At 73.5% G+C, this 17,988-nt stretch carries 17 protein-coding genes and 2 tRNA genes; 5 read left to right on the top strand and 14 right to left on the bottom strand.

Going from position 1 to position 17,988, the window contains the following annotated elements:
- Positions 1 to 11: 11 nt before the first annotated feature.
- The gene (locus tag IG63_RS0108495) at positions 12 to 731 is read right to left on the bottom strand and encodes a DUF305 domain-containing protein (protein WP_051706401.1); all 720 of its coding nucleotides are present in this window, start codon (positions 729 to 731) and stop codon (positions 12 to 14) included.
- Positions 732 to 876: 145 nt separating this feature from the next.
- Here IG63_RS0108495 and IG63_RS0108500 point away from each other — a divergent pair, with 145 nt between their 5' ends.
- Positions 877 to 2,439 (top strand): LVIVD repeat-containing protein, encoded by a 1,563-nt coding sequence (locus IG63_RS0108500; protein ID WP_030483944.1) that lies wholly within the window; start codon positions 877 to 879, stop codon positions 2,437 to 2,439.
- Positions 2,440 to 2,475: 36 nt separating this feature from the next.
- Here IG63_RS0108500 and IG63_RS0108505 read toward each other — a convergent pair whose 3' ends face one another.
- The 4 genes from IG63_RS0108505 to IG63_RS0108520 all read right to left on the bottom strand — a co-directional run bounded on the left by IG63_RS0108505 (position 2,476) and on the right by IG63_RS0108520 (position 7,007).
- A complete protein-coding gene (locus IG63_RS0108505) occupies positions 2,476 to 3,453 on the bottom strand; it encodes a lipid kinase (protein ID WP_051706402.1) in 978 nt (325 codons plus the stop codon).
- 62 nt (positions 3,454 to 3,515) lie between these two features.
- Positions 3,516 to 4,373, bottom strand: coding sequence for a patatin-like phospholipase family protein (locus tag IG63_RS0108510; protein ID WP_051706404.1), 858 nt, complete (start codon positions 4,371 to 4,373; stop codon positions 3,516 to 3,518).
- 150 nt (positions 4,374 to 4,523) lie between these two features.
- On the bottom strand, positions 4,524 to 5,345 hold the full coding sequence (locus IG63_RS0108515; protein ID WP_030483947.1) for an SDR family oxidoreductase: 822 nt from the start codon (positions 5,343 to 5,345) through the stop codon (positions 4,524 to 4,526).
- Positions 5,346 to 5,423: 78 nt separating this feature from the next.
- Entirely contained in the window at positions 5,424 to 7,007 is a 1,584-nt protein-coding gene (locus IG63_RS0108520; protein WP_030483948.1) for an SLC13 family permease, read from the bottom strand.
- A gap of 130 nt (positions 7,008 to 7,137) precedes the next feature.
- Between IG63_RS0108520 and IG63_RS0108525 the strand changes: the two genes are divergently transcribed.
- Positions 7,138 to 8,589 carry a PhoX family protein gene (locus tag IG63_RS0108525; RefSeq protein WP_030483949.1) on the top strand — a complete coding sequence of 484 codons (1,452 nt, stop codon included), beginning with the start codon at positions 7,138 to 7,140 and terminating at the stop codon, positions 8,587 to 8,589.
- A gap of 112 nt (positions 8,590 to 8,701) precedes the next feature.
- On the top strand, positions 8,702 to 8,974 hold the full coding sequence (locus IG63_RS0108530) for a GlsB/YeaQ/YmgE family stress response membrane protein (RefSeq protein WP_030483950.1): 273 nt from the start codon (positions 8,702 to 8,704) through the stop codon (positions 8,972 to 8,974).
- 99 nt (positions 8,975 to 9,073) lie between these two features.
- Here IG63_RS0108530 and IG63_RS0108535 read toward each other — a convergent pair whose 3' ends face one another.
- The 3 genes from IG63_RS0108535 to IG63_RS0108545 all read right to left on the bottom strand — a co-directional run bounded on the left by IG63_RS0108535 (position 9,074) and on the right by IG63_RS0108545 (position 11,881).
- A complete protein-coding gene (locus IG63_RS0108535) occupies positions 9,074 to 9,913 on the bottom strand; it encodes a helix-turn-helix transcriptional regulator (protein ID WP_030483951.1) in 840 nt (279 codons plus the stop codon).
- 31 nt (positions 9,914 to 9,944) lie between these two features.
- Complete coding sequence (locus tag IG63_RS0108540; protein WP_030483952.1) at positions 9,945 to 10,922, bottom strand: SDR family oxidoreductase; 978 nt, start codon at positions 10,920 to 10,922, stop codon at positions 9,945 to 9,947.
- A 125-nt stretch (positions 10,923 to 11,047) separates the two neighbouring features.
- The gene (locus IG63_RS0108545) at positions 11,048 to 11,881 is read right to left on the bottom strand and encodes an Fpg/Nei family DNA glycosylase (protein WP_030483953.1); all 834 of its coding nucleotides are present in this window, start codon (positions 11,879 to 11,881) and stop codon (positions 11,048 to 11,050) included.
- Between the two features lie 201 nt (positions 11,882 to 12,082).
- On the opposite strand from IG63_RS0108545, the gene IG63_RS21430 reads away from it, so the two are divergent.
- Positions 12,083 to 13,801 (top strand): CapA family protein, encoded by a 1,719-nt coding sequence (locus IG63_RS21430; protein ID WP_051706406.1) that lies wholly within the window; start codon positions 12,083 to 12,085, stop codon positions 13,799 to 13,801.
- Between the two features lie 66 nt (positions 13,802 to 13,867).
- On the opposite strand, the gene IG63_RS0108555 is transcribed toward IG63_RS21430, so the two are convergent.
- A tRNA-Phe gene (locus IG63_RS0108555) sits at positions 13,868 to 13,944 on the bottom strand.
- 144 nt (positions 13,945 to 14,088) lie between these two features.
- Here IG63_RS0108555 and IG63_RS0108560 point away from each other — a divergent pair.
- Entirely contained in the window at positions 14,089 to 14,862 is a 774-nt protein-coding gene (locus IG63_RS0108560; RefSeq protein WP_030483955.1) for an acetoin reductase, read from the top strand.
- Positions 14,863 to 14,873: 11 nt separating this feature from the next.
- On the opposite strand, the gene IG63_RS0108565 is transcribed toward IG63_RS0108560, so the two are convergent.
- The 5 genes from IG63_RS0108565 to IG63_RS0108585 all read right to left on the bottom strand — a co-directional run bounded on the left by IG63_RS0108565 (position 14,874) and on the right by IG63_RS0108585 (position 17,959).
- Positions 14,874 to 15,257, bottom strand: a complete 384-nt coding sequence (locus IG63_RS0108565) for a RidA family protein (protein ID WP_030483956.1) — start codon at positions 15,255 to 15,257, stop codon at positions 14,874 to 14,876.
- Positions 15,254 to 15,853, bottom strand: a complete 600-nt coding sequence (locus IG63_RS0108570) for a TetR/AcrR family transcriptional regulator (protein ID WP_051706408.1) — start codon at positions 15,851 to 15,853, stop codon at positions 15,254 to 15,256. Before IG63_RS0108570 ends, IG63_RS0108565 begins: the two co-directional genes overlap by 4 nt.
- 43 nt (positions 15,854 to 15,896) lie before the next feature.
- Positions 15,897 to 17,372, bottom strand: coding sequence for a phytoene desaturase family protein (locus tag IG63_RS0108575; protein ID WP_030483958.1), 1,476 nt, complete (start codon positions 17,370 to 17,372; stop codon positions 15,897 to 15,899).
- Positions 17,369 to 17,815: an SRPBCC family protein gene (locus tag IG63_RS0108580; RefSeq protein ID WP_030483959.1), complete on the bottom strand. Its 447-nt coding sequence runs from the start codon at positions 17,813 to 17,815 to the stop codon at positions 17,369 to 17,371. Before IG63_RS0108580 ends, IG63_RS0108575 begins: the two co-directional genes overlap by 4 nt.
- 67 nt (positions 17,816 to 17,882) lie before the next feature.
- Positions 17,883 to 17,959 (bottom strand) — tRNA-Asp (locus IG63_RS0108585).
- Positions 17,960 to 17,988: the final 29 nt, after the last annotated feature.

Genomic DNA, 17,988 nt, shown 5'->3' on the forward strand with positions numbered 1-17,988 from the left:
ACGCCCACCCCTCAGAGCTGGTCGAGCAGCTGCTCCATGCGGGCGATCTCGGCCGACTGGCTGCTGCTGATGTCGTCGCGGGTCTCGCCGACACGGACGTCGAGGCCGCCGCCCGCCGTCTCGTCGGCCATCTGCACGGCGCCCTCGTGGTGGCCGATCATGTAGCGCAGGAAGAGCCGGTCGAAGTCCTCGCCCCGGGCCGTGCCGAGCCGGCCGAGCTGGGCCTGGGTGAGCATGCCGGTCATCTCCATGTGGCCGTGCTCGCCGTGGTCGAACTCCAGCGGGTCGTCGGAGGCCCGAGGCACCTCGAGGTCGCGCTCCTCGAGCCACGCGGCCATCATCGAGATCTCCGGTCCCTGGGCCGCGCTGATGCGCTCGGCCAGCAGCCTGACCCGGCGGTCGGTGGCGTGCTCGGCCGCCAGCTCGGTCATCTCCAGCGCCTGTGCGTGGTGCGGGATCATCATCTGCATGAACATCTCGTCGTCGTGAGACCACTCGTTGGGCGCCATCGTGGTGTCGGAGGGCACCTCGGTGGCCTGCTCGCCCGGCTCACCCCCCTGCACCAGGCGGGGCTCGCCGTCGGCGGCGGACGCCGACGCGGACGGCGTGGAGGAGCCCTCCGCGGCCTCGCCCCCGTCGTCGCTGCCGCCGCAGCCGGCGAGCGTGAGGACGAGCAACCCCGTCACGGCTGCGGCCGCGAGGCGGCCGGTGGGCGGTCCCGAGAGGGCCACGACGTCTCCTTGGTCCAGTCACGAAATCGGAACGATCTCGGACGAGTCGCCCCACAGCCCCTTTACAGGGCGTTGCGCCACAGGGTACGACGTTCTCGACACCTGGCGAATCTCGGTCGCCGGGTCACGATCGAAAGGTCTCGGGATGCATCATCGACTCAAGCGCACGCGCGCGCGCCGGCTGGGGATCCTGGCAGGGGCGCTCGCGGTCGCGGGACTGCTCGCCACCGCGAGCCCGGTCCTCGCCCACGAGGGCCACGGCGCGGAGGGCGCGGCCGCCGAGGTGTCGGTGCCCGCCGACGACCCGGCCTGCACGGCCCAGGAGCGCAAGAAGCTCGCCAAGGCGGGCGACAACTTCACCGAGGCCTGCGACCTCCCGGGCCAGGACTTCGCGCAGCTCGACGACCGCCGCGCGGCGCTGGACGAGGACGAGATCAGCAAGAGCGACAACATCGACCTCGTCGCCAACGTGCCGAAGCAGGGCGCCTTCAACTCCTTCGACAGCTACAACAGCGACCTGGCCTTCAAGGGCAACTACGTCTTCGCGGGCAACTACAACGGCTTCACCGTCTACGACATCAAGAACCCTAAGAAGCCGAAGGCGATCACGCAGTACATCTGCCCGGGCGGGCAGGGTGACCCGGCGGTCTACGGCGACATCCTGGTCTTCGCCGTCGACTCCAGCCGTAGCAGCAGCTCGTGCAACAACGTGCCGCAGAGCGCGGAGAACCCCACGTCGTGGGAGGGCCTGCGGGTCTTCGACATCAGCGACCCGAAGAACCCGGCGTACGTCGCCGCGGTCGAGACCGACTGCGGCTCGCACACCCAGACGCTGGCGCCGAGCCGCAACGGCAAGCAGCTCTTCGTCTACGTCTCCTCCTACGCGCCGCGGGCGAGCTTCCCCGACTGCCAGCCCCCGCACGACAAGATCAGCGTGGTGCAGATCGACGTGGAGAACCCGCGCGACGCCTCGGTCGTCAACGAGCCGGTGCTCTTCCCGGACGGCGGCATGCAGCCCGGCGGCTACTCCGCGGAGACCAGCGGCTGCCACGACATCACGGCGTACCCGGAGCGCAACATCGCCGCCGGTGCCTGCATGGGTGACGGCATCCTGCTCGACATCACCGACCGCAAGAACCCCTCGGTGATCGAGCGCGTGACCGACACCGAGAACTTCGCCTTCTGGCACTCGGCGACCTTCAGCAACGACGGCAAGAAGGTCATCTTCACCGACGAGCTGGGTGGCGGCGGTGCCGCGACCTGCAACCCGACGGTGGGCCTGCGCAAGGGCGCCAACGCGATCTACAGCGTCGAGAACCTCAACACGCTGACCTTCAAGAGCTACTACAAGATCCCCCGGGTGCAGTCCAACACCGAGAACTGCGTGGCCCACAACGGCTCGCTGATCCCGGTCAAGGGCAAGGACTTCATGGTGCAGGCCTGGTACCAGGGCGGCATCTCGGTCTTCAACTTCACCAAGGCCGCGAAGCCCAAGGAGATCGCCCACTTCGACCGTGGTCCGCTCTCCGACGCCTCGCTCCAGCTGGGCGGCTCGTGGTCGGCGTACTACTACAACGGCTACATCTACTCCAACGACATCCAGAAGGGCCTCGACGTCCTGAAGCTGGACGACAAGCGGACCAACTCCGCCGCGAAGGTGAAGATGGGCCAGTTCAACCCGCAGACCCAGCCCTCCTACGCGGGCTGAGCACCGGGCTCACAGCCACCAGCGGCACCGCCGCGGTCAGGCCGCTTCGGCGTCCTTGACCGCGGCGGTGCTGTGCTGCGGGACGACGACGTGCAGCGCGTTGCGCTCGACCCGGAAGTCGACGGGCGTGCGCAGCGCGACCTCGCCGTCGAGGTTGACACCCATCCGCTCGGCGGTGTGCACGCGGACGCGCCGGGTGAGCACGTGGTGCACGCGCTCGTGCTCCACGAAGCTGCCGTCCTTGAGGAAGCGGGCGATGGAGAGGTGGTCGCGCAGCCGCCCTCGCTCGATGGCGTAGACGTCGAGGGTGTGGTCGTCGACCGACGCCGTGGGCGAGACCGTCTGGCCGCCGCCGTAGTGCACGCCGTTGCCGACCGCGACCTGCAGCAGGTCGTCGAGCTCCATCGTCGGGTGGTCGCCGTCGGGGAACTCCAGGCGCGCGGAGAAGGGCCGGTGGTGCCGGTACGCCGCCAGCGTGGCGGCGGGGTAGGCGAGCGGACCGAGCCGGCGCTTGAGCCGGGGGCCGAGGCGCTCGGTGACCGCGACGGAGAGTCCGAGCGAGGCGACGTTGAGGAAGGGCAGCGCCAGCGAGGCGGTGTCGGGCCCGTAGCCGCGGGCGCGGCCCAGGTCGACGTCGACGACCTTGCCGGTGGCCAGCGTGCGGGTGGCCTCCTCGAGCCCCGTGGGGATCTGCAGCGTGCGCGCGAAGTCGTTGGCGGTGCCCAGCGGCAGCACGCCCAGGATCGTCCGGGTGCCGGCGAGACGGTCGGCCGCGGCCCCCACGGTGCCGTCGCCGCCACCCACGACCAGCAGGTCCGGCTGCTCCTCGAGCACCCGGTCGAGCGTCGGCACCAGCTCGGCCCCCGTCGGGACCGCGTGGATCCGGGCGGCGCGGAGCCCGGCCCGGTCGAGGTGGTCGCGCACCGCGCCGGCGAGGGCGGCGCCGCGGCGCGACGCGGAGTTGAGCACCACGTGCACGCGTGAGGGATCCAGGTCGGGTGGTGCGGAGGGCATGTCTCCGAGAGTAGGCACCCAGGGTGAGCGGGCCGTGTGCACGACCTGAGCGCCCGCTGAGATCAGGCGACCCGCAGCGCGTCGTGCAGGGCGTCGAGCACCCGTGCGGCGGCGACCCGGCCGTCGGTCATGTGCTGCACGGTCTGGGTGAAGTCCGTCATCCGCACCCCGCGGTCCGGCGTGCTGATCCGGTGCACCTCGACGCCCACGCCGAGGTCGGGGGTGCGCCCGGCCCGCATCGCGGCGCCGAGGCTGGCCACGAGCACGTCGACCGGCGTCCGGCTGCGCGGCGTGCGCAGCGTGGCGAGGGTGGCGTCGAGCACGAAGACGCGGGTGGGGGTGAGGTCGGCGGCCCCGGCCACGGGCACGTTGTCGGCCACGCCGCCGTCGACGTGCAGCTCCTCGCCGCCCGCGCCGTCGGGCAGCAGGACCGGCGCGAAGACCGCGGGCACGGCGGCGGAGGCGAGCAGCAGCCGGGCCAGGTCGCCGTGGCGGTGGTAGACCGCGCCCGTGCCGGCGAGCGGCGTGGTGACCACGCGCACCGGTGTGGGCAGCTGCTCGAGCCGCTCCACGGGCTGCCAGTCGCGGATCAGTCGGTGCAGTGCGTGGTGGGAGAAGAGGTAGGGCCGCTGCCGGGCCAGGTGGTGCACGCGGGTCAGCGTGCCGCCGGGGAAGATGTCGCGGGTGCGCAGCGCCAGCCACTTGGCCCGCAGCTCACGCACCCGGGCGCGGTCGGGACGCCAGGCCACGAAGGTGGCGTTGAGTGCGCCGACGGAGGTGCCCACCATCGCGTGCGGGACCACGCCGGCGTCCAGCAGCGCCTCCAGCATGCCGATCTGCACGGCGCCGCGCGCGGCGCCGCCGGACAGCACGAAGACGTTGCGGTGCGGCGCGCCCGAGAGGGTGGTGCTGAGATCCATGGCGCCCTCCTGCGTCCAGTCCCTGACTGCCCTCGAGCTCCCATGATGCGCCCCAGATGTCCGTTTTGCAGGGGAATCGAGAACGTGGGGCGACGGGCGAGGATCGGAACTCCCCGGATCCGGCGTCCGGGACGTCGTCGAGGGCCGGGGTCAGTCTCCCGAGAGGCGACGGTTGACCTGGCGGGTCAGCCACGCGGGGGAGAAGTGCGAGCCGAGGTTGAGCACCTTGGTCTGGGCCCCGACCGGGAAGTGCACCTGGTGCAGCGCGCGCCGCAGCCGCGAGGGCTCCGTGGCCGCCACGACGGCCTGCGCGACGTCGGAGGCGGTGAGCCGGATGCCCAGGGACCTGGTGGTGCCGGTCGACACGCCGTCGGTCATCGCGGTCTGCACGAAGAGCGGCCACATCGCGATCATCCGGATGCCGTGGCGCGCCCACTCCAGGTCGAGCGCCTCGGTGAGGCCGCGCACGTAGAACTTCGTGGCGCTGTAGTTGGCCAGCTCGGCCTGGCCGTAGATCGCGGAGGCCGACGCGAGGTTGACCACCGTCGCCGCGCCGTGCGCCCGTGCGGTGTGGCGCAGGGCCTCGAAGCCCGCGTGGAGCCCGTGCATGACGCCCTTGACGTTGATGTCGATCTCGCGGTCGTGCACGCCCACGGCGAGCTCCTCGAAGCGCCCGGCGCGCAGCACCCCGGCGTTGTTGACGAGCACGTCGAGCCGCCCGGTCTCGGCCACCAGCTCGTCGACCGCGAGCGCGAAGGCCTCGGCGTCGGTGACGTCGAGCCGGGCGGTGCGGACGCGGGCACCGAGCGCCTCCACCTCGGTGCGCAGCGTCTCCAGGCCTGCCTCGTCGACGTCGTAGGCGCCGATCGTGCAGCCGCGGCGCGCGAAGGCGAGCGAGATCTCGCGACCGATGCCGGCGGCGGCGCCGGTGACGAGGACGGTGCGGGCAGCAGGACCGGCGTTGACACTCATGGGGCCGATGTCTAGCAGGGATCGTTACCCGTGGGTATGACCCGCACCACGCGGCGCTCCGGCGCGACCGCCGCCCGGTCAGGCGAGCCCGACCACCCCGACCATGACGGGCAGCAGCGCCACGATGAGGATCGCGCCGAGCACGTCGAAGGTGATGCCGGTGCGGATCATCGTGGTGATGGGCACGATGCCGGAGCCGTAGACGATCGCGTTCTGCGGTGTCGAGACGGGCAGCATGAAGCCGAAGCTCGCGGCGAAGGTGGCCGCGAGCGCGGGGATGAAGGGGTTGACGTCGGCGGTCACGGCGATCGGGATGATGATCGGCACCACCACGGCGGCCGCCGCCGTGTTGCTGGTCGTCTCGGAGACCACGATCGCGAGCAGCGCGGCGAAGGCCGTCAGCGTGATGACGCTGCTGACGCCGAGCAGGTCGGAGGTGCCGGTGCCGATCGTCTCGGCCAGCCCGCTGGACTCCAGCAGCGACCCGAAGATGATGCCGGTGCCGAAGAGCACCACCGTGCCCCAGTCGATCCTGGCCGCGTCGCTCCAGCGCAGGGTGAACTCGCGCTCCTCCCACCTCGTGGGCAGCAGGAAGAGCAGCGAGGCCCCGAGCACCGCCACGACGCCCTCGTCGAGCCGGTCGCTGACGGCGGTGTACGTCGAGGACTCGGTGCCGGCCACGAGAGCGACCACACCGGGGAAGATCCACAGCGTCACCGTGGTGCCGAAGGCGATCAGCGTGTTGACCTCGGCCCGTGAGAGTCGACCCAGCTTGGCCTTCTCCGCGTCGACCCACTCCTCGACGCCCTCCAGGTGCCGGATCTCGGGCTTGTTGACGAGCAGCACCACCACGGCGAGCGCCACGAACATGCAGGCGCAGATCGGCACCGCCATGATCATCCAGTCGAGGAAGGAGATCCGGGTGCCGGTCGCCTCCTCGATGAGGCCGCGCCCGATGAGGTTGGGGGGCGAGCCGACGGGGGTCAGCAGGCCGCCCACGCTCGCGCCGTACGCCAGCATCAGCATCAGGGCCGCGCCCACGCGCAGCCGCAGCGGGTCGAAGCCCTCGTCGACGACGCCCTGGTCCTGCATCAGCTTGGCGATCACGGTGAGGATGCCGAGGGCGGTGGGCAGCAGCATCGCCACGGTGGCGGTGTTGGAGACGAAGGCCGAGAGCAGGCAGGTGATGGCGCCGAAGGCGATGATCACCCGGAAGGTCGAGGTGCCGACACCGGGGAGGTCGAGCACGAACATCGCGAAGCGCTTGGCCAGCCCGTGCTTGAGCATCGCCTGCGCCAGGATGAAGGCGCCGATGAAGGTGAAGACCGTGGAGGAGCCGAAGGGCGCGAGCGCCTCGTCGGCGGTGGCCACCCCGAGGAGCACGATCGCGGCGATCCCGATGAAGCCGCCGATCGGGATCGGCACCGGCTCGGTGACCCACAGCACCACCACCCCGAGGAGCACGGCGGCGAGGGTCTGCTGCTCGCCGGGCAGGTCGAGCGGGAGCAGCAGCATCACGATCGTGACCACCGGTGCGAGCACCAGCCCGACCGTGCGGCGGCCCTTCTCGAAGGCCTCCTCGCGCGGTGAGAGCTGCTGCTCCCCGAGACTGCGGTAGGTCGCGGGCCGCGAGAAGGCGGCGTCGACGTCGGTGCGGGACATGGCGGCTCCGAGAGGTGGGGACGTGTGTCCCAGGTCACCCTAATCGGCCGCGGGCGGTTCCGCCGGGCGGCGGAGCGGGCTAGCGTGCCGGGATCCAGCCCAGGAGTCTCGGAAACCGGAAGGCCTGCCCATGTCCCTCGACCGCCGCACCCTGCTGAAGACCACCGCGGCCGCCCCGCTCGCCGCCGGTCCCTTCGCTGGCCTGCTGACCACCCCCTCGGAGGGGCGCCGCCGGCCTCGTCCCGAGCGCCTGGTGCCGGTGCCCGACGACCGCGACGGCGCGGTGCGGCTGCACCTGCCCCGCGGCTTCTCCTACCGCTCCTTCCACGACACCGAGTCGCCGGTGGTGCTCGACGACGGCACCCGGCTGCCCGGCCGCCACGACGGCATGGGCGCCTTCAAAGGCAAGCGCGGGTCGACCGTGCTGGTGCGCAACCACGAGGTCAACAACCCCCAGCCGGCCTTCGGCCCGGGCACGCCGTACGACGCCATGGCCGGCGGCGGCACCACCACCGTGCACGTGGCCCGCGACGGGCGGGTGGAGCGGGCCTTCACCAGCCTCAACGGCACGATGATGAACTGCAGCGGCGGCCAGATGCCGTGGGGGGCGTGGGTCACCTGCGAGGAGACCGTCAACGGCCCCGACGTCGGCCCCGACTTCACCGGTGCGTCCAACGTGTCGCTCACCAAGCCGCACGGCTACGTCTTCGAGGTCCCGGTCGACGGGCAGTCCTCCCGCGAGCCGATCACGCGGGCCGGGCGCTTCCCGCACGAGGCGGTCTCCTTCGACCCGCGCGAGGGCGTGCTCTACCTGACCGAGGACAACTTCGCCTTCCCGTCGGGCTTCTACCGCTACAAGCCGCGCCGCCACCCGATGCGCGCCGGCTACCTCGACAACGAGGGGCGGCTGCAGATGCTCGCGGTGCGGGGACGCCCCGGAGCCCACCTCGAGGGGCAGCAGCGCCGTGGGGCGACGTACGACGTGCGCTGGGTCGACATCGACGAGCCGGACCCGACCTACACCTACACGCCCGGCGAGACGGCGCCGACCACCAACGACGAGGCGCTGCGCCACGTGAGCAGCCAGGGGCTGGCCCAGGGGGCGGCGAAGTTCTCCCGGCTGGAGGGTCAGGTCTACGACGACGGCGTCGTCTACTTCACCTCCACCCAGGGCGGGGGCGAGCCGGAGGTCGTCGAGGGCGACAACGTGGCGGGCTGGGGCAACGGCTTCGGCCAGGTGTGGGCCTACGACACCCGGCGCCAGACGCTGCGCTGCGTCTACCAGTCGCCGGGCAAGGACACCTTCGACTTCCCCGACAACATCACCGTCAGCAAGCGCGGCACGCTCGTGGTCTGCGAGGACAGCAGCCAGGACAACTACCTGCGCGGCCTCTCGACGCGCGGCCACCTGTGGGACATCGCGCTCAACCGGCTCACCAGCTCGACCGGCGTCGACCGCAGCAACGACGAGTTCGCCGGCTCGACCTTCAGCCACGACGGGCGCACGCTCTTCGTCAACATCCAGGCGAGCGCCGGCATGACGATCGCCATCACCGGCCCGTGGGGGCGCATCGGCGTCTGAGGCGCCGTACGGACCGTGGCCTGCGACTCCTGGGGTCCATGTGACTCAAGGGGCGCATTCGGGTACTGGCGCCTACGACGGGGTGGTACGACGTCGACAGCGGGAGGGCAACATGCCTGGAGAATACGGATTCATCGTCTGGATCATCGTGGGTGGCCTGGCGGGGTGGGTGGCCAGCAAGTTCATGGGCACCGACGCCCAGCAGGGCATCCTGCTCAACATCGTGGTGGGAGTCGTCGGGGCCTTCCTCGGCGGCTTCCTGCTGAGCCTGCTCACCGACCCGAGCGGCTTCGGCATCATCTTGACCTTCGTCACCGCGGTCGTGGGCGCCTGCCTGCTGCTGTGGATCGTCAAGGCGGTCACCGGCTCGCGCGCTCGCGCCTGAGCCCAGCCACAGCACGTATCACCCGGAGGGCCGGCCGCGAGGCCGGCCCTCCGGTGCGTCCGGACGGGTCCGGGCTCCTCGGAGCCCGGGTCCGCCCGGTCAGGTCAGCTGCTGGGTGCCGATCACGCTGAGCACCTGCAGCCTCTCGTGGCTCTCGGTGCCGGGGTCCGCGGTGTAGACGAGCAGCCGGTGCGACTGGTGGGGGTCGAAGAGCACCTGGCAGTTCAGCTCCAGCCGGCCCACCTCAGGGTGGTCGTAGCGCTTGACCTCGTCGGGCTCGACGCCGATCTCGTGGTCGGCCCACAGGGTCGCGAACTCCTCGCTCCGCTCCAGGAGCAGGTCGGCCAGCTCGGCCGCGCGCGACGTCGGTCCCCGCATCGCGGCGATGCTGCGGAGCCCGGCGGCGTACATCCGGGAGAGGAACGCGTGGTCCTCGGGCACGTGGAGCTCGCGGGAGGTCGGATCGGTGAACCACCGGTAGCCGGTGCTGCGGGCCGGTCCGGTGTAGCGGGTCCGGTCGCCGACGAGCGCCACCATGGGTGGGGTCTGGCGCAGGGTCTCGCCGAGCTCGGTCACGATCTCGACCGGGGTGTCGAGGAGCCGGTCGAGGATCCGCAGCATGCCGGGGCTGACGTGCTCGCTGCTCGGCCCGCGGGCGGGCGGCTGGTGCCCGGCGAGGCGGAAGAGGTGGTCGCGCTCGGCCACGGTGAGGTGCAGGCCCTGGGCGATCGAGGCGATCATCTGCTCCGACGGCTGCGGGCCCCGCTGCTGCTCCAGGCGGGAGTAGTAGTCGGTCGACATGTGGCAGAGCACGGCCACCTCCTCGCGGCGCAGGCCACGGGTGCGGCGTCGCTGCCCGCGCGGCATGCCGACGTCCTCGGGCTGCAGCGCCTCGCGGCGGCGTCGGAGGAACTCCGCGAGCTGGGGACGGTCGATCACGGCGGCTCTCCTCGGTGCGCGGTCGTCGGTCTCAGACGTTTCTACCCTCGGTGGACGCCCGGGCGTCGTCGGCGGGGAAGCTGACGCCGGCCAGCTCCTGCGACACCTCCCAGACCCGCTGTGCCTCCCGCTCGTCGCGCAGCGGGGGGTAGAGCTGCTGCTCCGCCGGCCCGCCCCCCACGTGCTGGAAGCCACGCGGGCCGTACAGCCGCCCGCCCTCGGCGTCCGGCGAGGTGGCGGCGAGCAGCGCGGGGAGGCCGGCGCTCTCCACGGTGCCGACGAGGAGGCCGCGCGCCGAGAGCGCCCTGATCACCCGTCGGCCCAGGGTGTCGCTCTCCCGGCCGAGCTCCGGTCGGGCCGCCAGCAGGCTGGTCGGCGCGACCCCGGGGTGGGAGAGGTTGCTGGTGATGCCCCAGCCGGAGGCGCGGCTGCGCCGGTCGAGCTCGAGGCCGAAGAGCCCGAAGGCGATCTTGGACTGGCGGTAGGCCCTCATGCCGTCGTAGTCGCGCTCCCACTGCAGGTCGTCCCAGTGCACCGAGCCGCGGGCCGCGGCCACGCTGACCTGGGAGGTGACCCGGGCGCGCCCCGCGCGCAGCAGGGGGAGCAGGTGCGAGACCAGGGCGACGTGGCCCAGGTGGTTGGTGCCCAGCTGCAGCTCGTGGCCGTCGACCGTGGTCTGCCGGGTCGGTGGCGTCATCACGCCGGCGTTGTTGACCAGCAGGTGGATCGGCGCCCCCTCGGCGCGGAGCGCCTCACCGAGGGCCGCGACGGAGTCCAGCGACGACAGGTCGAGCGTCTGAAGGGTGACGGTCGCCTCGGGCGCTGCCGCGTGGATCCGGTCGAGCGCCGCCCGGCCCTTGGCCGGGTTGCGCACCGGCAGCACGAGGTCGGCGCCCGCCGCGGCGAGTCGTGTCGCGATCCCGAGGCCGATGCCGTCGCTGCCGCCCGTGAGGACGGCGCGTCGGCCGGCGAGGTCCGGGACGGTGATGTCGAGGTCGGTACGAGGCATGGTGCGTGCTCCTGGTGGTCGTGGCGTCGGGGCCTGCGGGGCTCCCGGGTGCGTCACGACCCACGCTCGCGCAGATCGGCAGCCCTGTTCAGGGTCTGTCGATCCCCCCTTGGCGGCGCTCCCGGCTAGACCTGCTCGGCGGGGCACCACCAGGTGGTGCGGCTGCCGACGGTGGCGCGACGCATCTCGGCGCCGCAGCGCGGGCAGTGGCCGCCGCGGGCGCGGTGGGGGACCACCTCGCCGGTGTGGACGCCGCCGCGACGCAGGGCGCGGCGTACCGAGGCCCGCAGCTCGCGTCGCAGCTCGTCGAGCTCGTCGTCCCGCAGCTCCCCGGCAGGGCGCAGCGGCGAGATCCGGCTCTGCCAGAGCACCTCGTCGGCGAGCAGGTTGCCGACGCCCGCCAGCACCGACTGGTCCAGCAGCCGGGCCTTGAGCGGCGCCGTACCTCGGCCGACGCGCGCGCGGAAGTCGTCGCGGCCGATCTCCGCGGCGTCGGGACCGAGGGCGTCCAGGTCGGGGTCGAGCCGCACCCGGCCCAGGCGGCGCTTGTCGAAGAGGCGCAGGGTGCCGCCGTCGGCGAAGTGGAGGGTGAAGCGGTACCACTCCGGCTTGCGGGCGTTGCCGCGGCTCGGCTGGTCGCCCGAGGACCCCTGGTAGTCGCCACCCTCGTCGGAGGTGCCGTCGCGAGTCACCAGGATCCGCCCGCTCATGCCGAGGTGGAGGCCCAGCACCGGACCCTCCCCGTCGCGCGACCGGACGCCGGTGGTCTCGCACCACAGCGCCTTGCCACGCCGGTGCGCCGCGCGCAGCCGCCGCCCCAGCAGCGCCTCCCGGATCTCTCCCGGCGCGTGCGGCCGGCACTCGTAGGTGTCCGTGTCGTCGACGTCGACGATGCGACGGTCGAGCGCGCCACGCTCGATGACCTGGCGGGCCGACTCGACCTCGGGCAGCTCCGGCATGTCCCGTGGGTGCCCGCCCGCCGAGAGGTCACTCCCTGACCGCCCACACGTCACTCCCTGACGTCCGAGAGGTCACTCCCGGACAGCGGCGGGTCAGGCAGTGACCTCTCGGGGGTCAGGGAGTGACGTGTCGGCGGTGACGTACGCCGCCGCTTGGGCGGCCTGGTCAGGATGGGGAGCACATCGAGCTCTGGGGTCGACATGCCGACGTGGTCACGGACGCTCCGCTCCGGCACGGTGGCGGCGGTCGGGCTGGTGCTCGCCCTGACGGGGTGCTCCTCGGGCACCACCGCGACCCCCGAGGAGCCCGAGGCCGACCGCGCCGACGCGGCCACGACGCCGCAGCCGCAGCAGCAGCCGATCACCCTCGCCCTGGCCGGTGACGTGCACTTCGAGGACGTGCTCTCCCCGCGTCTCGACGACCCCGACGGCACGCTCGGCCCGATGAGCCGCGAGCTCGCCGACGCCGACGTCGCGATGGTCAACCTCGAGTCGGCGGTGGCCGCGCCCGGGGCGACCCTGGCGTCGAAGGAGCTGGAGGACCCGGCGGTGCGCTACTGGTTCCAGGCGCCCGCCCGCGCGCTCGGCCTGCTCGGTCGCTCCGGCGTCGACGTCGTCAGCGTCGCCAACAACCACGGCGCCGACCTCGGTCGCACCGGGCTGCGCGCGAGCCTCGCCGCCGACGGGCGCGCGGGCGTCGCCGTCGTGGGTGCCGGGCGCGGGGCCGGGGCGGCGTACGAGCCTCACCGGGTGGACGTGCGTGGCGCCGAGGTCGCCGTGCTCGCCGCCGACGCGTCGCCCCGTGAGAGCGCCTCGCCGGTGTGGGACGCCGGGGAGGGCGGCCTGGGCCTCGCGACCGCCCGGGGTCCGGGCACCCGGCGGCTGCTCGACGCCGTGCGGGAGGCCGCCGACCGCTCCGGCGTCGTCGTGGTCTACCTGCACTGGGGCGAGCAGGGGCAGGTCGCGCCGACCGAGCGGCAGCAGCGTCTCGCGCGCCGTCTCGCCGAGGCGGGCGCCGACGTCGTCGTCGGCACCCACGCCCACGTGCTGCAGGGCTCCGGCACGCTCGACGGCGCGTACGTCGCCTACGGGCTCGGCAACTTCGCCTGGTACAACGCCCGCCGCTCGGTCACCGGCGTGCTGCGTCTCGCGGTCAGCCCGGACGGCGAGGTCGTCTCCGAGCGCTGGGTGCCGGGGCGGATCCCGCCGGGCGGCGGCTACCCGCAGCGCGTCGAGGGCGCGCAGGCGACGGCCGCGGCGGTGCAGTGGCGCCGCCTCGGGCTCCGTGCCGGGCTCGAGCCGGTCGCCGGCGAGCGCCCCGCGCCGCTGCCGCCGTACGCCGCCGAGGTCTCCCGGCTCTCGCCCGAGCTGCGGGAGCGGATGCGTGGCAGCAGCCACCGCGCCGGCTGCCCGGTGCCGCTGGACCGGCTGCGCCTGGTCGAGCTGTCGTACGTCGGCTTCGACGACCGGCCGGCGACGGGCGAGCTGGTGGTGGCCACGGGCGTGGCCGACGACGTGGTGGCGATCTTCCGCGAGCTCTACGAGGCGCGCTTCCCGATCCGGCGCATGGAGCTGGTCGACGAGTACGGCGGCGACGACGACCGCTCGATGGCGGCGAACAACTCCTCGGCGTACAACTGCCGCTTCGTCGCCGGCACCGACCGCTTCTCCGACCACGCCCGGGGCCGGGCGATCGACGTCAACCCGGTGCAGAACCCCTACCTGACCGGCGGCGAGGTGCTGCCGCCCGCCGGGTCGGTCTTCGCCGACGTCGACCGGACCCCCGGCGCGCAGCCCGAGCCGGGGGCGGTGCGCGCGGGTGACGTGGTGGTGCGGGCCTTCACCTCGCGCGGGTGGACCTGGGGCGGCACGTGGTCGGAGCCGGACTACCAGCACTTCGCGGCACCCGACCCGGGGTGAGCGGGCCGACCGCCCGCAGGACGCGACGAGGCCCCCGGGGCACGCCCCGGGGGCCTCGTCCTGCGGTGGTGGGCAGGGGCGGGGTCGAACCGCCGACCTTCCACTTTTCAGGCGGACGCTCGTACCAACTGAGCTACCTGCCCTCACCGGCTCCCCGGAGGGAACGCGGGAACTCTACCCGACCCGGTGCGCCCGGGCCGAACCGGCTGCATCGCCTTGCAACCCTCCCGTGACGACGTACGACGCTCCTAGCGTGACGGGCCTCACGTCACCCCAGGAGGCCCACCATGACCGTCGCCCACGTCACCGGAGCCGCGCGCGGCATCGGCAGGTCCATCGCGCTGAGGCTCGCCGCCGACGGCCACGACGTCGCCGTCTCCGACCTGCCGTCGATGCGGGCCGAGCTCGACGCGACCGCGGAGGGGGTGGAGCGGGCGGGGGTGCGCGCCCTCGCGCTGCAGGGCGACGTGTCGGACCACGACTCGGTGCGGGCGCTGGTGCAGGACACCGCCGCCGGGCTCGGCAGCCTCGACGTGATGGTCGCCAACGCCGGCATCGCGCAGACCAAGGCGCTGCTGGAGGTCACGCCGGAGGAGTACGACCGGGTGCACGCGGTCAACGGTCGCGGCGTCTTCCTGTGCTACACCGAGGCGGCCCGCCAGATGATCGCGCAGGGCAGCGGCGGCAAGATCATCGGCGCCGCCTCCATCGCCGCGCACAAGGGCTTCGCCCTGCTGGGCGTCTACTGCTCCTCGAAGTTCGCCGTGCGCTCCCTGACGCAGAGCGCGGCCCAGGAGTGGGCCGAGCACGGCATCACGGTCAACGCCTACTGCCCCGGCATCGTCGACACCACCATGTGGGAGGAGATCGACAGCGACCTCGGGGCGATCAACCACGTCGGCAAGGGCGAGTCGATGAAGGCGATGGCGGCCGGCATCACGCTCGGCCGGGTCTCGACGGGCGAGGACGTCGCCAAGCTGGTCTCCTTCCTGGCCGGCCCCGACTCCGACTACATGACGGGGCAGTCGGTGCTCATCGACGGCGGGATGCTCTTCGTCTGAGGCGTACGCCGTCAGGCCGCGGCGACGGCCTGGATCTCGACCAGCAGGTCGGGGGAGGCGAGGCCGGCCACGACGAGGAGCGTGATCGCCGGCCGGTGGGTCGGCAGCCCACCCGCGGCGGCGGCCATGAAGGGCTCGAGGTGGGCGACGTCGGTGAGGTAGATCGTCGACTTCACCACGTGCTCGGTGGTGAGGCCGGCGGCCGCCAGCGCGGCGCCGAGGTTGGCGATCGCCAGCCGTGCCTGCGCGGCGATGCCGTCGCCCGGCACGCCGTCGGCGCCGACGCCGACCTGGCCGGAGACGAAGACGAGCCGGTCGGCGCCGGTGACGGCCGCGGCCTGGCTGTAGAAGGGGGACGGCGGGGCGCCCTCGGGGTCGTGCGTCGTGATGGTCATGGCTGCTCCTCGTGGGTGGTGTGGGTGTCGCGGCGGTGGTCACGGCGGGTGGTCAGGGTGCGCAGGTGCGTGCGGATCGCCTCGGCGTGCTCCGGGGTCTCGAGCCCGGCGCGCATCAGGCCGAGCAGGCCCTCGTAGAGCAGCATCAGACCGGCGGCGTCGCGGTCGTGCCCGAGCTCGCGGGTGAGCACGGCGCGGAAGCGCTCCTCGACCAGCCCGAGCCCGCGGCGTACGCCGGCGCCCGCCACGGGGTGCTGCGAGCCGAGCTCGGTGGCGGTGTTGACCACCAGGCAGCCGTGGCCGTCGGCGTAGGGCAGCTCGAAGAGACCGAGGAGGAGCTGCTCGAGGTCCTCGAGCCGGGCCTCCGGGCCGGCGTGGGCGTCGAGCCGGGCCTCGACCACCTCGACGACGTAGGCGTCGAGGGCGGCACGGAAGAGGGCGGCCTTGTCGCCGAAGCCGCCGTAGAGGCTGCTGGTGCTGAGCCCGGTCGCGGCTGTGAGGTCGCTGACCGAGGTGGCGGCGTAGCCCTGGCGCCGGAAGACGTGCATCACGGTGCGCAGCGTCTCGTCGCTGTCGAACGCGCGGGGTCGGGCCATGCGAGCGATTTTGAAACGATCGTTTCAGAATGTCAAGGGTGGGTCAGCGGCGTGCGTGCCACAGCGCCGCCCGCGCGGCGTTGGCCCCCGGCGCGCCGTGCACGCCGCCGCCCGGGTGGGCGGAGGAGGACGCCAGGTAGAGACCGGGTACGCCGCTCTCCGCGCGGCCGAGGCCGGGCACCGGGCGCAGCACCAGCTGCTGGCGCAGCCGCGCCGTGCCGCCCCCGATCGAGCCGCCGCGCAGGTTGCGGTCGCGGGCCTCCAGGTCGGCAGGCCCCAGCACGCGCCGCGCAAGGACGCGCGCGCCGAAGCCGGGGGCCAGCCGCTCGAGCCGCGCCTGCACGTCGTCGGCCACCTCGCGCGGGTCGCCGCCCCAGCCCTGCGGGACGTGGGTGTAGGCCCACATGGCCTCCGTGCCGGCCGGGGAGCGACGGGGGTCGGTCGTGGTCATCTGGCCCGCGAGCACCAGGTCGCCCTGGCCGCTGCCGGCCGGGTCGCCCAGGTGGAGGCACCCGGGCGCCACCTCCGGGGGCACCTCCCACGGCACCGTGCCGTCCAGCGCCCAGTCGACCTTCACCGTGCCCGGGTCGAGCTCGAAGCGGCGCAGCCCGAGCCGCACCCGGCGCGGCACCACCGCCGGGTCCAGCAGCTCCTCGTAGAGCGCCGGGGCGAGCACGTCGGCCAGCACCTGGTCGGCGGCGACGACCTCCCGCCCCGCGCGGACGCCGCACGCGCCCCGTCCGTCGGTCAGCACCCGGTCGACGCGCACGCCGCAGCGCAGCTCGCCGCCGGCGGCGAGGAGCCGGCGCACGAGCGCGTCGGTGAGGGCCTGCGCCCCGCCCGTCGGCACGGGGAAGCCGACGCGCTGGCCGGTCATGGTCATCAGCAGCGCGAAGGCCCCCGACCCGAGGGCGTCGACGGGCAGGTCGGCGTGGCCGGCGTTGCCCGAGAGCAGCAGGCGCGCCGCCTGGCTGCCGAAGCGCCGGCGCACCAGGCCGGTCGCCGGTCGCAGGAGGTCGGGTGCCAGCGCGGGCGTGCGGGCCAGGTCGCGCAGGGCCGCCGCGCCGCGGCGTACCGGCGGGAAGGGCGCGAGCAACGCGTCCAGCAGCGCCGGGCCCACGCGGTCCCACTGCCGGGTCAGGGCGAGCCAGGCGTCGCCGTCGCCGGCGTGGTGGCCCTCGAGACCGGCGGCGGTGCGCTCGGGGTCGCGGTGGAGCAGCGCCCACCCCCCGTCGGGCAGCGCGTGGCCCAGCACGGCGGGCGCGTGCGCCCAGGTCAGGCCGTGCTGCTCCAGCCCGAGGTCGCGCAGCACCGGCGAGGCCGCGCCGAGCGGGTAGAAGGCGCTGAAGGTGTCGTGGACGAAGTCGGGGTGCAGCTCGGAGTCGCTGCGCACCGCGCCGCCCGGCGTGGGCTGCTCCTCGAGCACCAGCACGGAGCGGCCGGCGTCGGCCATGAGGTTGGCGGCGACCAGGCCGTTGGGGCCGGCGCCGACGACCACGGCGTCGTAGGCGCCCGTCATCGTGGCTGCGGCTCCCGGCGCTCGGCCAGGTAGGCCAGCCGCCGCAGCGCCTCGACGTTGCGCCACCGGATGCCGGGGTCGCGCACGAGGCGCGGCACGAGCGCGCCCGGCCCGGAGATCGCGTCCTCGGTCATGGTCACCAGGGTGCCCTCCGCGTGCGCCTCCAGCGACAGCCGCACCATCGCCTCGCCCATCGGCCAGCCGCGCGCGGTCAGCTGCAGCAGCCTGGCCGGCTGCGAGGCGGTGACGCTGGTGGTGTCGTCGAGCAGCGCTGGCCACACGCCGACGGAGTGGTGCAGCTGCGCGCCGACGGCCGGCCAGCCGGGGTCGACCTCCCTCATGCGGGAGGCGCCGACCACCCAGGAGGGGTAGAGCCAGCCGTCGCAGAGCACCTCCCAGACCTGCTCGGGGGTGGCCTGGAGGACTCGCTCGACACTCGCCATGCGGCCCCGTGTACCCAGGTCCGGACAGAGCACGAGGGCGAGGTCGTGAGACCTCGCCCTCGTGTGGTGGCGACCCCGACGGGACTCGAACCCGCGGCCTCCGCCGTGACAGGGCGGCGCGCTAACCAACTGCGCTACGGGGCCATGATCGTGCTTGGCAGGCTCCAGTTTTC

It is taken from the genome of Nocardioides aequoreus, assembly GCF_000720335.1.
Taxonomy (GTDB): Bacteria; Actinomycetota; Actinomycetes; order Propionibacteriales; family Nocardioidaceae; genus Marmoricola; species Marmoricola aequoreus.

Bases quoted from the DNA above. Each gene is read 5' to 3' on its own strand.
- IG63_RS0108500 (WP_030483944.1), top strand. From the start codon at position 877: ATGCATCATCGACTCAAGCGCACGCGCGCGCGCCGGCTGGGGATCCTG.
- IG63_RS0108505 (WP_051706402.1), bottom strand. From the start codon at position 3,453: ATGCCCTCCGCACCACCCGACCTGGATCCCTCACGCGTGCACGTGGTG.
- IG63_RS0108510 (WP_051706404.1), bottom strand. From the start codon at position 4,373: ATGGATCTCAGCACCACCCTCTCGGGCGCGCCGCACCGCAACGTCTTC.
- IG63_RS0108515 (WP_030483947.1), bottom strand. From the start codon at position 5,345: ATGAGTGTCAACGCCGGTCCTGCTGCCCGCACCGTCCTCGTCACCGGC.
- IG63_RS0108520 (WP_030483948.1), bottom strand. From the start codon at position 7,007: ATGTCCCGCACCGACGTCGACGCCGCCTTCTCGCGGCCCGCGACCTAC.
- IG63_RS0108525 (WP_030483949.1), top strand. From the start codon at position 7,138: ATGTCCCTCGACCGCCGCACCCTGCTGAAGACCACCGCGGCCGCCCCG.
- IG63_RS0108530 (WP_030483950.1), top strand. From the start codon at position 8,702: ATGCCTGGAGAATACGGATTCATCGTCTGGATCATCGTGGGTGGCCTG.
- IG63_RS0108540 (WP_030483952.1), bottom strand. From the start codon at position 10,922: ATGCCTCGTACCGACCTCGACATCACCGTCCCGGACCTCGCCGGCCGA.
- IG63_RS0108545 (WP_030483953.1), bottom strand. From the start codon at position 11,881: ATGCCGGAGCTGCCCGAGGTCGAGTCGGCCCGCCAGGTCATCGAGCGT.
- IG63_RS21430 (WP_051706406.1), top strand. From the start codon at position 12,083: ATGCCGACGTGGTCACGGACGCTCCGCTCCGGCACGGTGGCGGCGGTC.
- IG63_RS0108560 (WP_030483955.1), top strand. From the start codon at position 14,089: ATGACCGTCGCCCACGTCACCGGAGCCGCGCGCGGCATCGGCAGGTCC.
- IG63_RS0108565 (WP_030483956.1), bottom strand. From the start codon at position 15,257: ATGACCATCACGACGCACGACCCCGAGGGCGCCCCGCCGTCCCCCTTC.
- IG63_RS0108570 (WP_051706408.1), bottom strand. From the start codon at position 15,853: ATGGCCCGACCCCGCGCGTTCGACAGCGACGAGACGCTGCGCACCGTG.
- IG63_RS0108575 (WP_030483958.1), bottom strand. From the start codon at position 17,372: ATGACGGGCGCCTACGACGCCGTGGTCGTCGGCGCCGGCCCCAACGGC.
- IG63_RS0108580 (WP_030483959.1), bottom strand. From the start codon at position 17,815: ATGGCGAGTGTCGAGCGAGTCCTCCAGGCCACCCCCGAGCAGGTCTGG.